This window comes from Stenotrophomonas indicatrix (assembly GCF_050573115.1).
Taxonomy (GTDB): Bacteria; Pseudomonadota; Gammaproteobacteria; order Xanthomonadales; family Xanthomonadaceae; genus Stenotrophomonas; species Stenotrophomonas lactitubi_A.
In genome coordinates this window covers 1100435-1114865 of sequence record NZ_JBNYZT010000001.1, presented here as the reverse complement: position 1 = coordinate 1114865, position 14431 = coordinate 1100435, and the positions used below count along the sequence as shown (strand labels likewise).

At 64.7% G+C, this 14431-nt stretch carries 27 protein-coding genes; 10 read left to right on the top strand and 17 right to left on the bottom strand.

Features of this window, described 5'->3' with window-relative positions; translation table 11 throughout:
* The first annotated feature begins 47 nt into the window (after nt 1-47).
* A complete protein-coding gene (locus tag ACQ5SA_RS05095) occupies nt 48-251 on the top strand; it encodes a hypothetical protein (RefSeq protein ID WP_100553082.1) in 204 nt (67 codons plus the stop codon).
* Entirely contained in the window at nt 245-586 is a 342-nt protein-coding gene (locus ACQ5SA_RS05090; RefSeq protein ID WP_353098908.1) for a low molecular weight protein tyrosine phosphatase family protein, read from the top strand. Before ACQ5SA_RS05095 ends, ACQ5SA_RS05090 begins: the two co-directional genes overlap by 7 nt.
* Here the strand turns inward: ACQ5SA_RS05090 and ACQ5SA_RS05085 are convergent.
* The 3 genes from ACQ5SA_RS05085 to ACQ5SA_RS05075 are packed head-to-tail and all read right to left on the bottom strand — an operon-like array spanning nt 556 to nt 1924.
* Entirely contained in the window at nt 556-1005 is a 450-nt protein-coding gene (locus tag ACQ5SA_RS05085) for a GNAT family N-acetyltransferase (RefSeq protein ID WP_353098907.1), read from the bottom strand. The two genes, ACQ5SA_RS05090 and ACQ5SA_RS05085, sit on opposite strands and share 31 nt — an antisense overlap.
* Nucleotides 1002-1355, bottom strand: a complete 354-nt coding sequence (locus ACQ5SA_RS05080) for a DUF6713 family protein (RefSeq protein WP_499312988.1) — start codon at nt 1353-1355, stop codon at nt 1002-1004. The genes ACQ5SA_RS05085 and ACQ5SA_RS05080 overlap by 4 nt, the downstream gene beginning before the upstream one ends.
* Before the next feature lie 59 nt (nt 1356-1414).
* Nucleotides 1415-1924, bottom strand: coding sequence for a DUF3011 domain-containing protein (locus ACQ5SA_RS05075; RefSeq protein WP_499312986.1), 510 nt, complete (start codon nt 1922-1924; stop codon nt 1415-1417).
* A 273-nt stretch (nt 1925-2197) separates the two neighbouring features.
* On the opposite strand from ACQ5SA_RS05075, the gene ACQ5SA_RS05070 reads away from it, so the two are divergent.
* Nucleotides 2198-2566, top strand: a complete 369-nt coding sequence (locus tag ACQ5SA_RS05070) for a hypothetical protein (RefSeq protein ID WP_499312985.1) — start codon at nt 2198-2200, stop codon at nt 2564-2566.
* 21 nt (nt 2567-2587) lie between these two features.
* Here ACQ5SA_RS05070 and ACQ5SA_RS05065 read toward each other — a convergent pair whose 3' ends face one another.
* Nucleotides 2588-3280, bottom strand: a complete 693-nt coding sequence (locus tag ACQ5SA_RS05065; protein WP_353098904.1) for an aspartate/glutamate racemase family protein — start codon at nt 3278-3280, stop codon at nt 2588-2590.
* A 161-nt stretch (nt 3281-3441) separates the two neighbouring features.
* Between ACQ5SA_RS05065 and ACQ5SA_RS05060 the strand changes: the two genes are divergently transcribed.
* From ACQ5SA_RS05060 to ACQ5SA_RS05050, 3 genes are all read left to right on the top strand, one after another.
* Nucleotides 3442-4074: a cation efflux transmembrane domain-containing protein gene (locus tag ACQ5SA_RS05060; RefSeq protein ID WP_353098903.1), complete on the top strand. Its 633-nt coding sequence runs from the start codon at nt 3442-3444 to the stop codon at nt 4072-4074.
* Between the two features lie 99 nt (nt 4075-4173).
* On the top strand, nt 4174-4812 hold the full coding sequence (locus ACQ5SA_RS05055) for a LysE family translocator (protein WP_205404746.1): 639 nt from the start codon (nt 4174-4176) through the stop codon (nt 4810-4812).
* A gap of 104 nt (nt 4813-4916) precedes the next feature.
* A complete protein-coding gene (locus ACQ5SA_RS05050; protein WP_025876319.1) occupies nt 4917-5090 on the top strand; it encodes a DUF1328 domain-containing protein in 174 nt (57 codons plus the stop codon).
* A gap of 25 nt (nt 5091-5115) precedes the next feature.
* Here ACQ5SA_RS05050 and ACQ5SA_RS05045 read toward each other — a convergent pair whose 3' ends face one another.
* The 5 genes from ACQ5SA_RS05045 to ACQ5SA_RS05025 form a co-directional block, all read right to left on the bottom strand.
* Complete coding sequence (locus ACQ5SA_RS05045) at nt 5116-5448, bottom strand: SMR family transporter (RefSeq protein ID WP_089236273.1); 333 nt, start codon at nt 5446-5448, stop codon at nt 5116-5118.
* 13 nt (nt 5449-5461) lie between these two features.
* Nucleotides 5462-6034, bottom strand: a complete 573-nt coding sequence (locus ACQ5SA_RS05040; protein ID WP_353098901.1) for a TetR/AcrR family transcriptional regulator — start codon at nt 6032-6034, stop codon at nt 5462-5464.
* Between the two features lie 75 nt (nt 6035-6109).
* A complete protein-coding gene (locus tag ACQ5SA_RS05035) occupies nt 6110-6865 on the bottom strand; it encodes a transporter (RefSeq protein ID WP_499312982.1) in 756 nt (251 codons plus the stop codon).
* Nucleotides 6866-6935: 70 nt separating this feature from the next.
* A complete protein-coding gene (locus ACQ5SA_RS05030) occupies nt 6936-7169 on the bottom strand; it encodes a DUF1653 domain-containing protein (protein ID WP_108264876.1) in 234 nt (77 codons plus the stop codon).
* Between the two features lie 12 nt (nt 7170-7181).
* Nucleotides 7182-7445 (bottom strand): hypothetical protein, encoded by a 264-nt coding sequence (locus tag ACQ5SA_RS05025; protein WP_100553074.1) that lies wholly within the window; start codon nt 7443-7445, stop codon nt 7182-7184.
* Between the two features lie 416 nt (nt 7446-7861).
* Between ACQ5SA_RS05025 and ACQ5SA_RS05020 the strand changes: the two genes are divergently transcribed.
* The gene (locus ACQ5SA_RS05020) at nt 7862-8068 is read left to right on the top strand and encodes a hypothetical protein (protein WP_499312979.1); all 207 of its coding nucleotides are present in this window, start codon (nt 7862-7864) and stop codon (nt 8066-8068) included.
* 26 nt (nt 8069-8094) lie between these two features.
* On the opposite strand, the gene ACQ5SA_RS05015 is transcribed toward ACQ5SA_RS05020, so the two are convergent.
* The 8 genes from ACQ5SA_RS05015 to ACQ5SA_RS04980 form a co-directional block, all read right to left on the bottom strand.
* Nucleotides 8095-8565, bottom strand: a complete 471-nt coding sequence (locus ACQ5SA_RS05015; RefSeq protein WP_353098897.1) for a response regulator — start codon at nt 8563-8565, stop codon at nt 8095-8097.
* Between the two features lie 115 nt (nt 8566-8680).
* Nucleotides 8681-9127, bottom strand: coding sequence for a pilin (locus ACQ5SA_RS05010; RefSeq protein ID WP_312109481.1), 447 nt, complete (start codon nt 9125-9127; stop codon nt 8681-8683).
* Between the two features lie 46 nt (nt 9128-9173).
* Complete coding sequence (locus ACQ5SA_RS05005) at nt 9174-9641, bottom strand: pilin (RefSeq protein ID WP_353098896.1); 468 nt, start codon at nt 9639-9641, stop codon at nt 9174-9176.
* A gap of 149 nt (nt 9642-9790) precedes the next feature.
* A complete protein-coding gene (locus ACQ5SA_RS05000) occupies nt 9791-10186 on the bottom strand; it encodes a pilin (RefSeq protein WP_230113235.1) in 396 nt (131 codons plus the stop codon).
* Between the two features lie 172 nt (nt 10187-10358).
* A complete protein-coding gene (locus tag ACQ5SA_RS04995) occupies nt 10359-10721 on the bottom strand; it encodes a hypothetical protein (protein ID WP_499312976.1) in 363 nt (120 codons plus the stop codon).
* A 60-nt stretch (nt 10722-10781) separates the two neighbouring features.
* On the bottom strand, nt 10782-11159 hold the full coding sequence (locus tag ACQ5SA_RS04990; RefSeq protein WP_230113234.1) for a roadblock/LC7 domain-containing protein: 378 nt from the start codon (nt 11157-11159) through the stop codon (nt 10782-10784).
* A complete protein-coding gene (locus ACQ5SA_RS04985; RefSeq protein WP_353098895.1) occupies nt 11152-11703 on the bottom strand; it encodes a GTP-binding protein in 552 nt (183 codons plus the stop codon). Before ACQ5SA_RS04985 ends, ACQ5SA_RS04990 begins: the two co-directional genes overlap by 8 nt.
* Nucleotides 11700-12407, bottom strand: coding sequence for a hypothetical protein (locus ACQ5SA_RS04980; RefSeq protein ID WP_353098894.1), 708 nt, complete (start codon nt 12405-12407; stop codon nt 11700-11702). The genes ACQ5SA_RS04985 and ACQ5SA_RS04980 overlap by 4 nt, the downstream gene beginning before the upstream one ends.
* Nucleotides 12408-12653: 246 nt before the next feature.
* Here ACQ5SA_RS04980 and ACQ5SA_RS04975 point away from each other — a divergent pair, with 246 nt between their 5' ends.
* The 3 genes from ACQ5SA_RS04975 (at nt 12654) to ACQ5SA_RS04965 (ending at nt 14384) form a co-directional block, all read left to right on the top strand.
* The gene (locus tag ACQ5SA_RS04975; protein ID WP_353098893.1) at nt 12654-13313 is read left to right on the top strand and encodes a response regulator; all 660 of its coding nucleotides are present in this window, start codon (nt 12654-12656) and stop codon (nt 13311-13313) included.
* Between the two features lie 132 nt (nt 13314-13445).
* The gene (locus ACQ5SA_RS04970) at nt 13446-14006 is read left to right on the top strand and encodes a DUF3011 domain-containing protein (protein ID WP_394122671.1); all 561 of its coding nucleotides are present in this window, start codon (nt 13446-13448) and stop codon (nt 14004-14006) included.
* 174 nt (nt 14007-14180) lie between these two features.
* A complete protein-coding gene (locus ACQ5SA_RS04965; protein WP_032978640.1) occupies nt 14181-14384 on the top strand; it encodes a hypothetical protein in 204 nt (67 codons plus the stop codon).
* The last annotated feature ends 47 nt before the right edge of the window (nt 14385-14431 follow it).

The window sequence follows — 14431 nt, the reverse complement described above, 5'->3', positions numbered from 1 at the left end:
CTCGTACTACCGCGGCTGCTGACCCCGGTACTCACGAGAACACGATCATGGAAACGCAAAGGAACCGCGCCTGGAGGCGCTCGCAGTCGCGCCACCACGGCGGCGACCACACGGCACCACTGCCGATCTTCAAGCCGGAAAAGAACTGGAAGCTGATGTATACGCGCGGCGACAAGCTGCTGCGGGCGCGCCAGCTGGGTTTCACTTATCCGGTCCTCAGCCCGCGGCAACTGCTGGATCAGGAATGTTGAACCTGTTGTTTGTCTGCAGCCGCAACCAGCTGCGCAGCCCCACCGCCGAAGCGATGTGGCATCGACGGCCAGGCATCAGTGCGCGCTCTGCAGGCACCAGCCCGCATGCGCGCCGGCCCATCAGCCCAGCGGATATCCGCTGGGCGGATGTCATCTTCGTGATGGAGCCCAAGCACCAGCATCGGTTGCAGGCGAATTTCGCGCGCCTGCTTGAGCACACGCCGCTGCACTGTCTGGACATCCCCGACGACTATCGCTGCATGGATCCGGCGCTGATGGCGCTGCTGGAAGCGAAGGCTGCGCCTTACCTCACATCGTCAGTTGCGAAGCGGTAGATCAACTCCGGATCGCCTTCGTCGAGGCCGTGCACGATCCCGCACTGCACGAATCCAGCGGCTGCCAGCAGCCGCTGCATGCTGGTGTTGGACTGGTTGGTGGAACTGAAAAGCCTGGCGCCTGCACTGCACGAAACGGCATGCAGCAGCAGCGCGCGACCGATGCCGTGTCCCCGCAGCGGCGCGGCCACCATCAGCATCTCGATGAAGGCCTCACCGAAGAAGTGCCGATGCTGGACCCGGTAGCCGGCCAGCGCGCCATCGAGCTCGGCAACGTGCATGTGGCTGTCCGCCAGCCACTGGCCGATCTGCGCGGCACGGCGTGGGTCATCGGCCGCAACGCTGTCCAGAGCGATCAGTGCCGGAAGATCCGTGCACTCGGCCGCGCGTATCCGAAGTGCTGGAGCCTGCAGAGTCATCGCGGACGGCTGCGCAGCAGCAAGCCGCTGCCGCTGACCAGGCAGGCCAGAAGCGTGAGCAGCGACAACGGCAGGTGGAATTCATCGCGACCGGCCGCAGCGAAGCCTGCATGGATGAGGGTGGTGCCGATACCCAACACGCCGCACAGCAGCGCGTAGCGACGCGCAGAGCCCAGGCCGAGCACGACCTGACGATAGCCGTGCAGCAGTACGCCGATGGCAAGCAGGTTGAACAGCAGGAAACCCTGGATGCCGCCGGGTACCTGGAACATCCGCCACTCCTGCCAGAACGCGGCATCGATCTGATGCAGCAGCAAGGACATCATCGTTGCCAGATACCAGCGTTCCATGCGGTGCTTCCTGCTGTGGGAGCCTCATTCTAGCGAGGATGGGCCCGCAGCCATCGCACTCAGTAGACGCGGAATTCGGCGCGGCAGCCGTCGCTGACCCATACACCGCGTCGGTCCCAGCCCCAGTTGCGGTCCTCAGTGCAGGTGGTGACCGACTTCTGCTTCACCAACCGCACGTCATGACGGACGCGGATGCGGCAGTGCTTTTCCTTCTTTTCATAGGATTCGCAGACCAGACGCTCGCCATCGCGATCACGGTCGCGGTCACGTCCGGGCCAACGGCCTCGTCCACGCTCTTCGGCGACGAACTCGGCGCGACAGCCGTCGGTGACCCACAGCATGCCGCGGCGCTGTCCCCAGTTGTCATCTTCCACGCATCGCGTCACCGACAGCTGTCGGGCCAGTCGCGCGCGTCCTTCGAACGGGCACTGCTGGGTCTTGTTGAAGTGTGATTCGCAGGTCGTGCGCGGTGACGATTCGCTGTCGTAATCCTGGGCCGAGACGGTGGTTGCGGCCAGCAGCAGGGCAAGCGCAGAACCGCCCAGGGGCAGTAGCAGGCGAAGGCTCATTGAAACCTCGGGTTGGGAATGGGACGCAAGAATGGCGCAGGTGCAGCGCTCTGCGACGACCGGGGCCTGCGCTGGCTCAGGACGGATTTATAAGTGTCCGGCGGCGCATGCAGGGCATTACATCCCGTATCATCCCCGGCACATCCGATTGCATCGGTTTACAGTTTTTTACACGTTCCAGCGCTTTCGGACGCGGCCTTCGGGCATCGCCCGTGGCTGCTGGCGCGGGTGCGGACAAGGATGTGCGGACCACGACGACCACAGGGGGTTGCGTTGATCAGCAGTATCGTCATTCATCGCTCGGCCGGCGCAAGCGCGGCCGAAGTGCAGGTCCTGGACACGACGTTCAAGGGCAAGCGTGTTTTTGTTGCCTGGGGCCTGCGTGGCCTGGAATTGACCCGCGAAGCCGAGCCGGAAGATACGGCAGCGGCTCGGCATGCCTTGCGGCTGGTTTCGCGCCAGGCCGATGGGCCGCGCAGCAGCGAGATTTTCATCGCCAGCCAATCGGGCGTGGCGATCAGCGTTTACCGGATGCTGACCGAAGCCCGCAGCGGCGACGCCGTGTTCTTCCTGTGCGATTCGCCACCGGTGGTGGAATGGCTGGTCACTTCGCTGGAAGTGCAGTCCGATCCGACCGCGTGATCGGGTGCACGGCGATGTGCGTCATGCCAACGCCGCGTCCACCGCCGCGCGCGCATGCAGGGACGTGGTGTCGAACAGCGGCACCGGGCTGTCTTCGGCACGAACCAGCAGCATGATCTCGGTACAGCCCAGGATGATCGCTTCGGCACCGCGTGCAACCAGGCGTTCGATCACTTCGACGTACACCTGCCGTGATCGCTCGCTGACCACGCCGCCGATCAGTTCCTCGTAGATGATCGCGTGCACATCGCGGCGGTCGTCGGCCTCCGGAACCAGTACGTCCAGGCCGAAGCGCTCGCTCAGGCGACCACGGTAGAAGTCTTCCTCCATGGTGAAGGCCGTGCCGAGCAGGCCGACGCGCTGCAGACCGGCCTGCACGATCGCCGTAGCGGTCGGGTCGGCGATGTGCAGCAGCGGTAGCGCGCAGGCCGCCTCGATCTCACCAACGAGCTTGTGCATGGTGTTGGTGCAGATCAACAGCAGTTCGGCGCCACCGGCCTGCAGCCGCTGTGCGGCATCGACCATCTCGTTGCCCAGCGCATCCCAGTCACCGTCGTGCTGCAGCTGTTTGATGCGGGCGAAATCCAGCGACCACATCAGCAGCTGCGCCGAGTGCGCGCCTCCCAGCCGGGCGCGTACCTCTTCGTTGATGAGGCGGTAGTACTGCGCCGAGCTTTCCCAGCTCATGCCACCGATCAAGCCAAGCGTCTTCATGCGTGTCTCCGTGCCGGGGGAGTGCCATTGCAGCACAACCGTGGACAGGATGCTGCGCGCCGGCTTGCTGGGGGCCCGCGATTACGGGCGGACCCGCGTCAGCAGCTGCCGACGCGCCTGATCGGCGTGATAATGGGCGACGACAGGCAGAGGGCAGGGCGATGGGCGAATGCTGTGGCTGCGGCAAGACGCTGGATGTGGCGGCCATGCAGGCGCGCCACCGGCGGGTGTTGTGGATCGTGCTGCTGATCAACCTGGCGACCTTCCTGATGATGGTCGGCGCGTCGTGGTACAGCCACTCGTCCGCGCTGCTCTCCGGCGCGCTGGACAACCTGGGCGACGCAGCCACCTACCTGCTGAGCCTGCTGGTGGTGGGTGCCGGCGTGGCCGCCAAGGCGCGGGTTGCCTTGTTCAAGGGCGTGCTGATCCTGGCGGCGGCTGTGGCAGTGGCGGTGCAGATCGGATGGCGGCTGGCGCATCCGCAGGTTCCCCTGTTCGAAAGCATGGGCCTGGCCGCGCTGCTGAACCTGGCCGCGAATGGCTTCTGCCTGTGGCTGCTGACGCCGTATCGCTATGACGACGTGAACCTGGCATCGGCCTGGGAATGCGCGCGCAACGATATCTTCGAGGGCGTTTCGGTGGTGCTGGCGGCGGGGCTGGTGGCGCTGTTCGGTGCCGGTTGGCCGGACCTGCTGGTCGCGGTCGCGCTGCTGGTCGTGTTCCTGCGCTCGGCGCTGCGGGTGCTGCGCATCGCGATGGCCGAACTGCGTGCGTCGCGCGTTGCCAGCGGCTGAGCCGCAGCCGCTGTATCCGTCGAATCGACCCGGGACTGTGCATGGTGGTAACAGCCGCTGCGCACTATCCTTGCAGGGATTATTCCGGTGGACGAAGTGATGGCCCTGCATACCTGGTGGTGGTTCCTGGCGACGGTGTTCGTGCTGTGCGGCACGCCGGGTCCGAACATGCTGCACATCCTGGGACGCAGTGTCGGCCTGGGCTTCCGTCGCAGCGTGCCCGCCATGGCCGGTTGCCTGCTGGCGATGCTGCTGGTGCTTGCGGCGTCCGCGGCCGGCCTGAGCGCGGTGCTGCGCTCGTCGCCGATGCTGTTCGATGTGCTGCGCTATCTGGGTGTGGCCTACCTGGCCTGGTTGGGCATCAAGGCCTGGCGGGACAGCTACCGGCAGGCGCCGGTGGCGACAGACGTCGATGCAGCGCTGGCGCCGGTGCACGGCGCCTGGGCGGTGTTCCGTGGTGGTCTGCTGGTGGGGCTGAGCAATCCCAAGCTGCTGCTGTTCGCCGCCGCGTTCCTGCCGCAGTTCGTCGACCCCGCGCGTGGCCAGGCCGTGCAGTACACGGTGCTGGTGGCCACCTTCGCCACCTGCGAACTGTTCTGGTACGTGATGTATGCCGCAGGCGGACATGGGCTGCGCCGTTGGCTGGCAAAGCCCTTTGCGCAACGCTGGTTCGAACGCCTGGTCGGCAGCGTGTTTCTCGCCTTCGCAGTGGCGCTGCTGCGCTTCCGGCCGCGCTGAGCCGGATCGTTTCACGCCGCGCCTGCGACCTGTTCACGCGTGTGGCATCGCGGCCTGCCTAACCTGATCGCACCTTCAGTATTCCCGTCAGGGAGAGGATCGACATGATCAAGTGGGCCATCATTTTCGCCATCATCGGCCTGATCGCCGGTGCGTTGGGTTTTGGCGGTATTGCCGGCGCTGCCGTGGGCATCGCCAAGTTCCTGTTCTGGGCCGGCATCATCATTGCCGTCGTACTTTTCGTGCTCGGCATGACCGTCGCGAAGAAGGTCGCCTAGCGCAGCAGTTCGTGCAGCGGCGCGCTCAATGCGCGCTGCTGTGCGAGAACAGGTTGATGACCAGCACGCCGGCACAGATCAGGCCGATGCCGATCAGTGCCGGCGCATCCAGACGCTGCTTGAACACCAGCAGGCCGATCAGCGAGATCAGTACGATGCCGACGCCGGACCAGATGGCATAGGCAATGCCGGTGGGGATCGACTTCATCGTCAGCGACAGCAGGTAGAAGCACACACCGTAACCGGCGAGCGCGCCCAGCGTGGGGCCGAGGCGAGTCATTCCTTCCGATGCCTTGAGCAGGGAGGTGGCGATCACTTCCAGCACGATCGCGCCGGCCAGGTAGAAATAGGGGTTCATCGCAGTCTCCCGCTCATGCCGGTTCGCATAGTTTCAGTGCCTCCAGGGCCATGGCCTGGGCGTTCTGGCGTTCGTGCTCATCAAGAGGCCGCCCATAGGCGGTGGCCCAGTAACCATCGGCAACGCAACGCGCGGCGTACAGACGCGGATCGCAGGCTTCGTCCGGAAACTCGGCCAGCATGCCGCGCATCCACGTGCGCCAGTAGACCAGCAGTGCCGGCTCCAGCATGTTGCCCATGGTGAGCCCGATGTCGTTGACCTGTTCCTGCTGCAGCAGATGTTCGAAATTCACCTGCACATAGGCACGGCTGAAGCCGCCATGGCGGGGCGGAGACTGGCGCAGCACCTCGCGCACTCTGTCCTCGAAGTCGGCGATGAGCGAGGTCAGCGTCGCCTCGATCAAGTCCTGCTTGCTGCTGAAATGATGGAACAGCGCGCCCTTGCTGACACCGGCCGCGTCGGCGACGTCCTGCACGGTGAGGGCCGCCAGCCCGTTCTGGCCGAGGGTAAGGGCGGTCGCGTGCAGCAGCGCCTGGCGCACGCTGTCGGGCGCCTTGCGGCGGGAGCGGGGAGGGGATTCTGGCATGGGAAACGAAACCGACTGGACGGTTTGATTGTAGCGCGAGGACGATGCAGTCGCCTCGCCAGTCAGTTCAGGACCTCACTGCAGATAGAACGCGATGCCGGTACCCAGCTGCAGGTCGGGACTGTTGCGATTGAGGCCGAGATCGAAAGAGGCGTCCAGCTGCACGTTCGGCCGCAGCATCCAGGTCAGGCCTGCGCCGGCGATGGCCTGGTCGGGCTGCTGGTTGGCATGGGTAAAACCGGCTTCGAGGTAGGTGCCCAGCCGCTCGGTCACGCTCAACGCCAGGCTGGGCGACCAGGTTGTGCTGCGCTGGCCCGCGCCGCGCTGATGGCTGCCATACAGCGCGCCGCTCCAGCGGTCGCTGAAGGTGTGCTCGACGCTGGCGGCCAGCGCGTACTGGCGGCCGTCGCTGAAGGCGCCATCGCCCCGCGCGATCACACCGCTGGCCAGCAGCGCCCAGGCCGTGCGCTCGGTACTTCCCGGACCTGCCCATTTCACGCCGACGGTGCTGTCGCCGGCGCCGCGCTGCTGCGTGCGCGGCATGTCCGGGCCACGTTCGCGCTGGCGCTGCCACGGTGTGGACGCCAACTGCAGTTCCCAACCCGGCGCCAGGCCCGTGCGCAGCAGCAGATCGCTGGACAGCGATGTCGTACGCAGGCCGTCGCGATCATGATCGCGTTGATAGCTGGGCAGGCCCACTTCGACGGCAAGGCCGCCACGCGGCACCGTGTCGGTGCCGAAGCCGATGCCGGGACGGTCGAAGCTGGGAGGTTCTGCGGCCAGCACCGGGGCGCTGACCAGTGACAGGGCGATCAACAGGGTGTGGCGCATGCGGGTTCCGTCTCGCAGGGGGGCTTCAGAATGCGCGGTGATGCCGTGCGCGCAGCGTGAGCCGCGCCGTTCAGTCGCCAATGCGGGCGAAGCGTGCCTGCGGGCCGTGCTCGCCGGGCACCTGTTCTATGAACATCGGATAGGGCCGCACCCACAGGCCGCCTTCGCCGTACAGCGCGCGATAGAGCACCATCGGCTGCAACGTTTCACTGCTGCGGACGATGTCGATCACCTCGTACTCGCCACCTTTGAAGTGGCGGTAGCGGCCGGGCGCCAGCGCGGGCAGCGGGGACAGGTCGGTCATTGGCGGACTCCGTTACCTGCGCGCCGGCGTTGCCGGGGTGGCGCAGTAGGCGTCGATGGCTTCGGCCGTGTTGGCCAGACCCTGCGCTTGCGCCAGTTCCCACGGGCGCTCGCAGCGCTGGCTGTGCTCGCACCACTGATAGCCGGCCGAACCGATGCATCCGTGTGCATCGCGGTCACCACCAACCACGGGCGTGGCGGTGTCATGGGTGACCGGTTTTTCCGGGCTGGCACACGCGGCCAGGGCCAGCAGCGGGATCAGGAACAGGACTTTCATGGGTGCGGCTCCGTGCCGTAAACCGACAGTTTGTTCGGTCCCCGCGGCAGCGGCAAGCATCGCTGGCCAATCCTCAGCTCAGCGATGCGCGGACCAGTTCCTCGATCAGTACCACGTAGCTGGCGGCGAAATAGAACTTCAGCAGCGTCGAACGCTGCAGTGGAAGCGAGGTGCGCATGTGGAAGGGGCCCCTGTTGATGACGGTAGTGTGAAGCGCGGCTGACTTCGTGACAAGGGTCACGGAATGGATTTCCTAAATGGCCTCAGGGATGTGATGGGCGGCGCTTTCTGAGGGGCTGGTAGGGAGTTTTCGGATAAATCCGATAGGTCTTCCCGGAGGCGCTGGCTAGGCTGGTCGGGCATCGGAGATCGGCCTCGCGCCGGTCCCGGATTTCCCAGAAACGCAGGAGCCCACCATGGTCATCACTGTCCAATGCAATGCCCAGCGCTGGTCCGTGCTGGATCCGCAGACACGCTCGACCGAAATGTTCAGCAGCGGCGCGGCGGCCTTCGATGCCGCTGTGTCGCGGGCCAGCGAGCACCACCGCCGTACCGGCCAGCACAGCACCGTGCGCGTGGAAGCGCTGGGCAGCACGGTGGACGCGGTGCATTTCAGCCATTGAGGCGCGGCGCTTGCGATGCGCGGGGGCTAGGCCGCCTCGCTCTGTGTCAGTGCCCGGTCGATGAAGCGGTACAGCCAGGCGGCGCTGATGTTCTTGCGGCAGACATGCGCGATCTGCCTGGGAAAGGCCTTGTCGCGCAGCAGATGCTGCGGTTGCCGGGCCAGTACCAGGATATGCAGGTCGCGGCGCAGGCAGCAGATGCGCCGTAGCAGCGGCACCCCGTCGGTCTGGCCGATGGTCGGCATGCAGGGGTCGATCACCAGTACGCGGCACCGTGAATCGGCCACTTGCAGCAGGACTTCCGAGGGGGAGCGGGCTTCGGCGATCGCGTCTGCGCCGAAGTGGGGGTGGAGATGCTGGTTGAGCTCGCGCCGGATCCAGGGATTGGCGTCTGCCAGGAGGAGGGTGGGAGAGGTGCGTCTGTGCGGGGTTCCGAAGCCTTCGGTTCTTGTCTTTGATGTGGGTGGTGGAGCGATTGAAGCGTATGCGGCGTTCATGCGAAATGGATGGCGGATAGGGCGTGACTCACGAATGGGTGCCCCACGCGTAGTGAGTGAATGAGAACGTCGGTTCGTGCGCTGCGCGCTCCGTCGTGTAGCCGTCTTAAGGCTGTCAGGAACGGCACTCCTTTGGGAGGAAAGGTTCGACGGGAACGTCGGCATGGCAGCTCCAAGCACCGGTCATCGAGTCACGCCTCAGATTCAGGTGTGAGTTGCCGAGCACCGCATCAGGCTTCATCATGCAGAAAAGCTCATAACTGGTCACAAGGAAACTTGCGCACTGCGACCCCTGTTCCGGCAGGCCTACATCCTCAGGCTTCAGCGGGCGGTTTGGATATTCTTCGATCAACAAAATCTCAAGCCCGGCCTTCCCTGGTATCAGCTCGGATAAGGCCGCTGCCACCTTGGCTCGGGTTGCGAATCTCTGGTATTGCGGCAGCGCGATCATGGCCAGAATGCTGATGATCGCGACCACTACCATCAGTTCGATCAGCGAAAATCCTTTTTGATCAGATTGCGGCCTTGCCGCACGTGGTACGCGGGTGTTGAAGAGCACCATGTTGTTTTCCTGTCAGCTGGGCGGCAGGTTGGCCAGGCCGCAGCTGTCAGCCGCGGCAGGGCTCGGGCAGCAGGTTTTTATCACTGACGTCGCTCTCGCAGTTCCAGATGCCGTTGGTGCTGCGGACCAGGCTCAGCGTGAAGCCGCCAGTACCGTAGGACCCGTCGTCCTTCAGGTTGCAGACCAGACTGCTGGTGCCGCCCATCCCGTCGTACACCACATCGAACGAGGTGCAGCGCGAACCCGAAACCGGCAGGCCGACCATGGCCCCGTCCACGGTGCTGGCACTGCTGCCTTCGGCTAGCAGTGCTTCCACCCCGACCTTTCCAGGCGCCACTTCGGCAAGTGCCGCGGCCAGCTTGGACTTGGCCGAGAACCTCTGGTACTGCGGCAAGGCGATCATGGCGAGGATGCCGATGATGGCGACCACCACCATCAGCTCAATGAGTGAGAAACCCTTCTGTCGGGAATTCTTAAGCGGGGTAAACTCTGCACGATTATTCTGGGTATTCATGATGATCCTCCGTGGCCTGGGTGGTTGAATGGGCGGCTGTGGAATGGATGCTCCAGAGCGTGCCAATAGATAATCACCAAGGAGGGTGGAGCGATATTCAAGAAGTGGTAAAAGTGCAGCCTGTGGTGCGGAGTGAAGTGTTTTTACGATTAATGGTATGTGCGCGTGGCGCACGCCGCAGGCAGCAGGTGCGGATCAGTCACATCGGCCTGGCAATGCCACGCTCCCTGCGGGCTGCGATGCAGCACCAGCGTGCCGTGCACGCGCGACGTCACGCGTAGTTCGCAGGTCAGGCGCGCGCGACCGGTCTCCGGCAGATACAGCCTGAGGTGTGCGCAGAACGCGGCGCTGCCCGGCAGCCCAAGGTGTCGGTCGCTGATCTGGAATTCGCCATCGGCATAGCTGGCCTCCACCACGTTGATCGCGTTGCCGAGGCTGGCCACGGCGCCATGCAGCTGGCTGCGGGTGGCGTGGGTACCCGCAGCCGGCGCAACCAGGATCAGTGCATAGGTGGCGATGAGTGCTGCAGCAACAAAAATGGCCACCCAGGGCCTTCCCCGGGGGGGCTGCATGTCGTCTGCGTGTGTTGCGGAAGGCGGCCGCATGGCGGTGGCTCCAATGCACGGAATCCTGCTGGAATACGTCCACGGGCCGGGGCCGCTTTCCCCAGCGGCCCCGGCATTCCCGTCCCCTTCAATGTCGTTCGTTGGCTGGGCGTTACAGCGCCAGCGAGCTTTCCACGTCCAGCACCATCCGGCGGGCCAGCGCGAGGTTGGCCCTCTGCCGGTCCAGCACGACGTAGAAGAAGAGGCCCTTCTTCGCCGACACCGGACGCAGCACGTGGTAAGCGCGGCCCAGGGTAATGAGAATGTCCTCGATGCTGTCGTTGAGGTTCAATGCCTCTGCCGTCTTCATCTTGGCACGCAGCACTTCGGTGTTGCCGGCCGCGGCCAGCTCCATGTCCACGCCCGAGCCAGCTTCGCCGAGCAGCATGCCACTCTCGTAATCGACCAGCGCGACGGCTTGCGCGCCGTTGATCTGCATGAGCGTGTCCAGGCATTTGTTGATCGCAGTATTCATTTCAGTGGTCCGTTGCGGGTGTTTGAAAGAAAAGAGTCGTCTGAGCAATGAAAGAGGCATTCATCGGTTCGTGTTGTCGGCCAGAGTGCGCACGCACTGCTTGGCGTGCCACAAGGCGTTGCCGATGACGCAGCTGTGATCACACGCGGTCATCAGCAGCCGTGGCTGCGTTCCTGGAATGGCCAGCATCAGCACCTTGCCGTTGGCGGCATCGAGGATCAGCGTGTCCAGCTCGCCGAAGCGCAGCTCTCGGCCAAGCGCGCTGGCCAGGCCCAGCATCGAGCTGGTCATCGCCGCCAGCCGGTCGGCGACGTTGCCCTTCGGGCCGGCTTGGGCGAGCGCGAAACCGTCGGCGCTGGCGACGACGATCGCTTGTATGCCGGAGACGGCGCGCGCTAGCGCGTCCAACGCCGAAGCGGCGTGGATGGTGTCATTCATGGGCGGTCGCCAGTGCGTTGCATTCGATCTGGCTCATCAGCAGGTCCATGGCGGTGATCGCCTGCTTCACGTCGCGCGGATCCAGCGGCAATGCCGGCAGGTGGGGTGCGTGCTCACTCAGCCAGGCCTGCCAGTGAGGCAGTACCGGGTCGTCGGTGCGGCCGCATTTGGTGATGCCGATGACCACGGGAAGCGCGGGCGCGTGGTCGGCGATGGCCTGCAGATGCTGTCCGGCGAGTGTCGTGTTGACGCCGGTGCTGCCATCGACCAGGACGATGGCGCCCTCCGCTCCGGCCAACAGGATCGGCCAGATGTACGAGAAGCGTTCCTGGCCTGGGGAGCCATACAGGCGCAGGCGGTCACCGCCGGGCAGGTCGATGTCGCCGTAATCCATCGCCACGGTGGTGTATTCCTTGCCCACGCTGGGGTCGGTATTGCGGGCCTCGGTCACTACGGCTTTGCCTTGGGTCAGGGTCTGCACCAGGGTGGATTTGCCGGCGCCGAGTGGGCCCATTACAACGATCTTGTGCTCACGCACGGTCATGCACTCCAGCGGATACGAAGTTGGCGCCACAGATTGACGAGGCCGTCGGCGGGCGAGGGGCGGACGGGCGCATCCTCGCCCATCACCGGGAAGGCGTAGGCGGTGAGGAAGGCTGCGTTGAAGAACGACTGCACCTGGCGTTGTGGCAGGTCCAGGATGTCGCAGCAGGCCTGCACGGAGGCGCCCTGCTTGATCAGCAGTGCACAGAGCCGGAAGTGATCGGGGCGATGAGCGAGAATCCGGAAGTCCGGCCAGCGGCGCAGGCGCAGTTTTGCGTCCATCTGCAGCGGGGTCATCAGCCTGTCGAGCCGCGTGGCCGCCAGGCCGATATTCCACAGGGTAGGCCGCAGCGGCAGGTTGCTGGAAACGGTCGCGCGCTGCACCAATATCTCCTGCGTCACCGGTGCCAAACAAAGTGGCGGATGCTCGTCGGCCAGCAACTTGTGCAGCAGCGTCAGCGCAATTGGCGCCGGTGCTGTGGTCATCATGCGGTCGTTCTTCGTGTCCAGCCAGCAGACAGTTGCATTGTCATGGATGACGGCGGCATAGGCGGATCTACGCGGCATCGCGGTGTCACCTGCAAGGTGCATGCGCAGCTGCTGCACGAAGGGAAGGGCCGCGGCGGGCAGTGTCGCCTGCGCCATTGGTGGCGGTGCGAACGGCCCGCTTGGGTCCTCGAACGATGAACGACGGAATCGGACCATGTGGTTTGGCGGGGTGATTGATCGGGGAGGGATATGTAAACGTCTTCCGCGATCCCGCACCATGAAACTATTGGGAAAGTTGTGCTTTTTTTTCGAATTTTCTGGTTTATGCAATTAGTTGAAAGATCGGTGCTGGGCTTGCTTCTGAGGATTATTGAAAAGGCGCGATGTTAAGTTGACGGCGTGCGGATGCATTATTAGCGTCCTCGCTGCGCACTGCGGCGTGGCTACACAGGGATAACCATCATGCTCACTCGAATCGCCATTGCAGACGATCATCCGATCGTGCTGCTGGGTACCCGTGTGGTGGTCGAAGCAGGCGGCCGGCACCGCGTCGTGGCAGAGGCGCAGAGCGCCGAGCAGCTGCTGTCGATCCTGGCCAGCGAGCCGGTGGACATGGTGTTGACCGACTTTTCGATGCCCGGTGGCAGCCGTTCCGATGGTCATGCGATGTTGCAGGCATTGAGTCGCAATCACCCTGATGTGCCGGTGATCCTCGTCACCATGATCACCAATGCGACGTCGCTGCACATGGCCCTGCGTTCTGGCGTACGTGGCGTGGTCCACAAGGGCAGTGGCGTGGACAACGTGCGCGAGGCCGTGGACATGGTGCTGGGTGGACGGACGTACTTGGACCCCATGCTTGCGCCCTGCCTGCAGGAGGCCGGGCACGATCGGTCACTTTCGGTCTTGTCGCCGAAGGAACTGGAGGTGCTGCGCCTCTACGTCTCTGGGCCGTCGATCACCGAGATCGCCGCGCAGCTGCGGCGGACGGTCAGCACCATCAGCCGGCAACGCATTTCGGCCATGCGCAAGCTGGGCATCAGCAACGACGCGGAACTGTTCGCGTATGCGTTCGAGGAGAAGCTTGGGCTGACGCAGGGTGGGATTGCCGTTGGCCACTGATGGCGCGCGCCGCCTTGGTCAGGCGCGGTTGGGTTGGTTGAATGGGGGAAAAACCGCCGTCGCAGCCCCCTCTGTGCGGCGCGCCCGGAATCCCCGATGCTTGCCTCGACCGTATTCACCTGGAGACGAGGGATGGGCAAGGGACTCACTTGGCGCACCGTGGCGTGCACCCTGTTGCCGATGATGGCTGCCGCTGGCGGCGTGCAGGCGCAGAACTATGGCTACGACGATCGCTACGATGACCGTGGCGGCAATGGCATCGTGCGCTGCGAATCGATCAAGAACCGCAGCAACGAGTGCCGGCTGGAAGGGCGCGCGCGCATGATCCGCCAGTTGTCCGGCTCCCCCTGTGTGGAAGGGGAGACCTGGGGCCAGTCCCGTTACGGTGTCTGGGTTACCCAGGGGTGCCGGGCCGAATTCGTCGGTGAATACCGGCGACCGGGCGGTGGCGGCGGTGGTTGGGGCGGCGGCGGCAACGGCTGGGGCGGAAGCCAGTGGGGTGGTGGCGGCCAGGTGATTGCCTGCCATTCCAATGACCGGCGCCAGCAGTACTGCGATGCGCAGGTTCGTCGCGGCGTGCGTCTGGTACGGCAGGAATCGCGCAGTGCCTGCATCGAAGGCCAGAGCTGGGGCTGGGACCGCCGTGGTATCTGGGTCAGCAACGGCTGCAGGGCCCAGTTCCAGGTGAACTGAGCGGCCGCCGCAATCGGCTCAAGATCAGAGAAATCTGATAGCGATCACACTTCTTTCCTCGTATTGTCGACCCCCGGGACGCCTGGAGCGTCCCGGTTCGCACTGGCCATCCCTGTCTCGCCTGGTGCGGTCATTCTCTCGTCGTCGATACGCTGTTCAAGGAGTGAGCAACGCATGTTGATCCGACTGCAATGTGAGCAGCGCCAATGGCGCGTGCTGCATCCGGACAAGCCGGAACCGATCGAGTTCCGCGATGGCGTCCGTGCCTTCGATTTCGCCGAAACCCTGGCCCGCCTGCATTTCACCGACACCGGCCAGCGCGCCTCGGTGCGGGTGGAGTCCAGCGGTGCATTTGTCGAGGCGATCAGCTACGGCTGAGCGCGCCGTTCGCCCGCAGGGACTGCGGCATCCACGCATGGCGTGGA

Excerpts from the sequence above, each read along its gene's own strand:
- ACQ5SA_RS05095 (WP_100553082.1), top strand. The coding sequence starts at position 48 with ATGGAAACGCAAAGGAACCGCGCCTGGAGGCGCTCGCAGTCGCGCCAC.
- ACQ5SA_RS05090 (WP_353098908.1), top strand. The coding sequence starts at position 245 with ATGTTGAACCTGTTGTTTGTCTGCAGCCGCAACCAGCTGCGCAGCCCC.
- ACQ5SA_RS05085 (WP_353098907.1), bottom strand. The coding sequence starts at position 1,005 with ATGACTCTGCAGGCTCCAGCACTTCGGATACGCGCGGCCGAGTGCACG.
- ACQ5SA_RS05080 (WP_499312988.1), bottom strand. The coding sequence starts at position 1,355 with ATGGAACGCTGGTATCTGGCAACGATGATGTCCTTGCTGCTGCATCAG.
- ACQ5SA_RS05075 (WP_499312986.1), bottom strand. The coding sequence starts at position 1,924 with ATGAGCCTTCGCCTGCTACTGCCCCTGGGCGGTTCTGCGCTTGCCCTG.
- ACQ5SA_RS05065 (WP_353098904.1), bottom strand. The coding sequence starts at position 3,280 with ATGAAGACGCTTGGCTTGATCGGTGGCATGAGCTGGGAAAGCTCGGCG.
- ACQ5SA_RS05060 (WP_353098903.1), top strand. The coding sequence starts at position 3,442 with ATGGGCGAATGCTGTGGCTGCGGCAAGACGCTGGATGTGGCGGCCATG.
- ACQ5SA_RS05055 (WP_205404746.1), top strand. The coding sequence starts at position 4,174 with ATGGCCCTGCATACCTGGTGGTGGTTCCTGGCGACGGTGTTCGTGCTG.
- ACQ5SA_RS05050 (WP_025876319.1), top strand. The coding sequence starts at position 4,917 with ATGATCAAGTGGGCCATCATTTTCGCCATCATCGGCCTGATCGCCGGT.
- ACQ5SA_RS05045 (WP_089236273.1), bottom strand. The coding sequence starts at position 5,448 with ATGAACCCCTATTTCTACCTGGCCGGCGCGATCGTGCTGGAAGTGATC.
- ACQ5SA_RS05040 (WP_353098901.1), bottom strand. The coding sequence starts at position 6,034 with ATGCCAGAATCCCCTCCCCGCTCCCGCCGCAAGGCGCCCGACAGCGTG.
- ACQ5SA_RS05035 (WP_499312982.1), bottom strand. The coding sequence starts at position 6,865 with ATGCGCCACACCCTGTTGATCGCCCTGTCACTGGTCAGCGCCCCGGTG.
- ACQ5SA_RS05030 (WP_108264876.1), bottom strand. The coding sequence starts at position 7,169 with ATGACCGACCTGTCCCCGCTGCCCGCGCTGGCGCCCGGCCGCTACCGC.
- ACQ5SA_RS05025 (WP_100553074.1), bottom strand. The coding sequence starts at position 7,445 with ATGAAAGTCCTGTTCCTGATCCCGCTGCTGGCCCTGGCCGCGTGTGCC.
- ACQ5SA_RS05020 (WP_499312979.1), top strand. The coding sequence starts at position 7,862 with ATGGTCATCACTGTCCAATGCAATGCCCAGCGCTGGTCCGTGCTGGAT.
- ACQ5SA_RS05015 (WP_353098897.1), bottom strand. The coding sequence starts at position 8,565 with ATGAACGCCGCATACGCTTCAATCGCTCCACCACCCACATCAAAGACA.
- ACQ5SA_RS05010 (WP_312109481.1), bottom strand. The coding sequence starts at position 9,127 with ATGGTGCTCTTCAACACCCGCGTACCACGTGCGGCAAGGCCGCAATCT.
- ACQ5SA_RS05005 (WP_353098896.1), bottom strand. The coding sequence starts at position 9,641 with ATGAATACCCAGAATAATCGTGCAGAGTTTACCCCGCTTAAGAATTCC.
- ACQ5SA_RS04995 (WP_499312976.1), bottom strand. The coding sequence starts at position 10,721 with ATGAATACTGCGATCAACAAATGCCTGGACACGCTCATGCAGATCAAC.
- ACQ5SA_RS04990 (WP_230113234.1), bottom strand. The coding sequence starts at position 11,159 with ATGAATGACACCATCCACGCCGCTTCGGCGTTGGACGCGCTAGCGCGC.
- ACQ5SA_RS04985 (WP_353098895.1), bottom strand. The coding sequence starts at position 11,703 with ATGACCGTGCGTGAGCACAAGATCGTTGTAATGGGCCCACTCGGCGCC.
- ACQ5SA_RS04980 (WP_353098894.1), bottom strand. The coding sequence starts at position 12,407 with ATGGTCCGATTCCGTCGTTCATCGTTCGAGGACCCAAGCGGGCCGTTC.
- ACQ5SA_RS04975 (WP_353098893.1), top strand. The coding sequence starts at position 12,654 with ATGCTCACTCGAATCGCCATTGCAGACGATCATCCGATCGTGCTGCTG.
- ACQ5SA_RS04970 (WP_394122671.1), top strand. The coding sequence starts at position 13,446 with ATGGGCAAGGGACTCACTTGGCGCACCGTGGCGTGCACCCTGTTGCCG.
- ACQ5SA_RS04965 (WP_032978640.1), top strand. The coding sequence starts at position 14,181 with ATGTTGATCCGACTGCAATGTGAGCAGCGCCAATGGCGCGTGCTGCAT.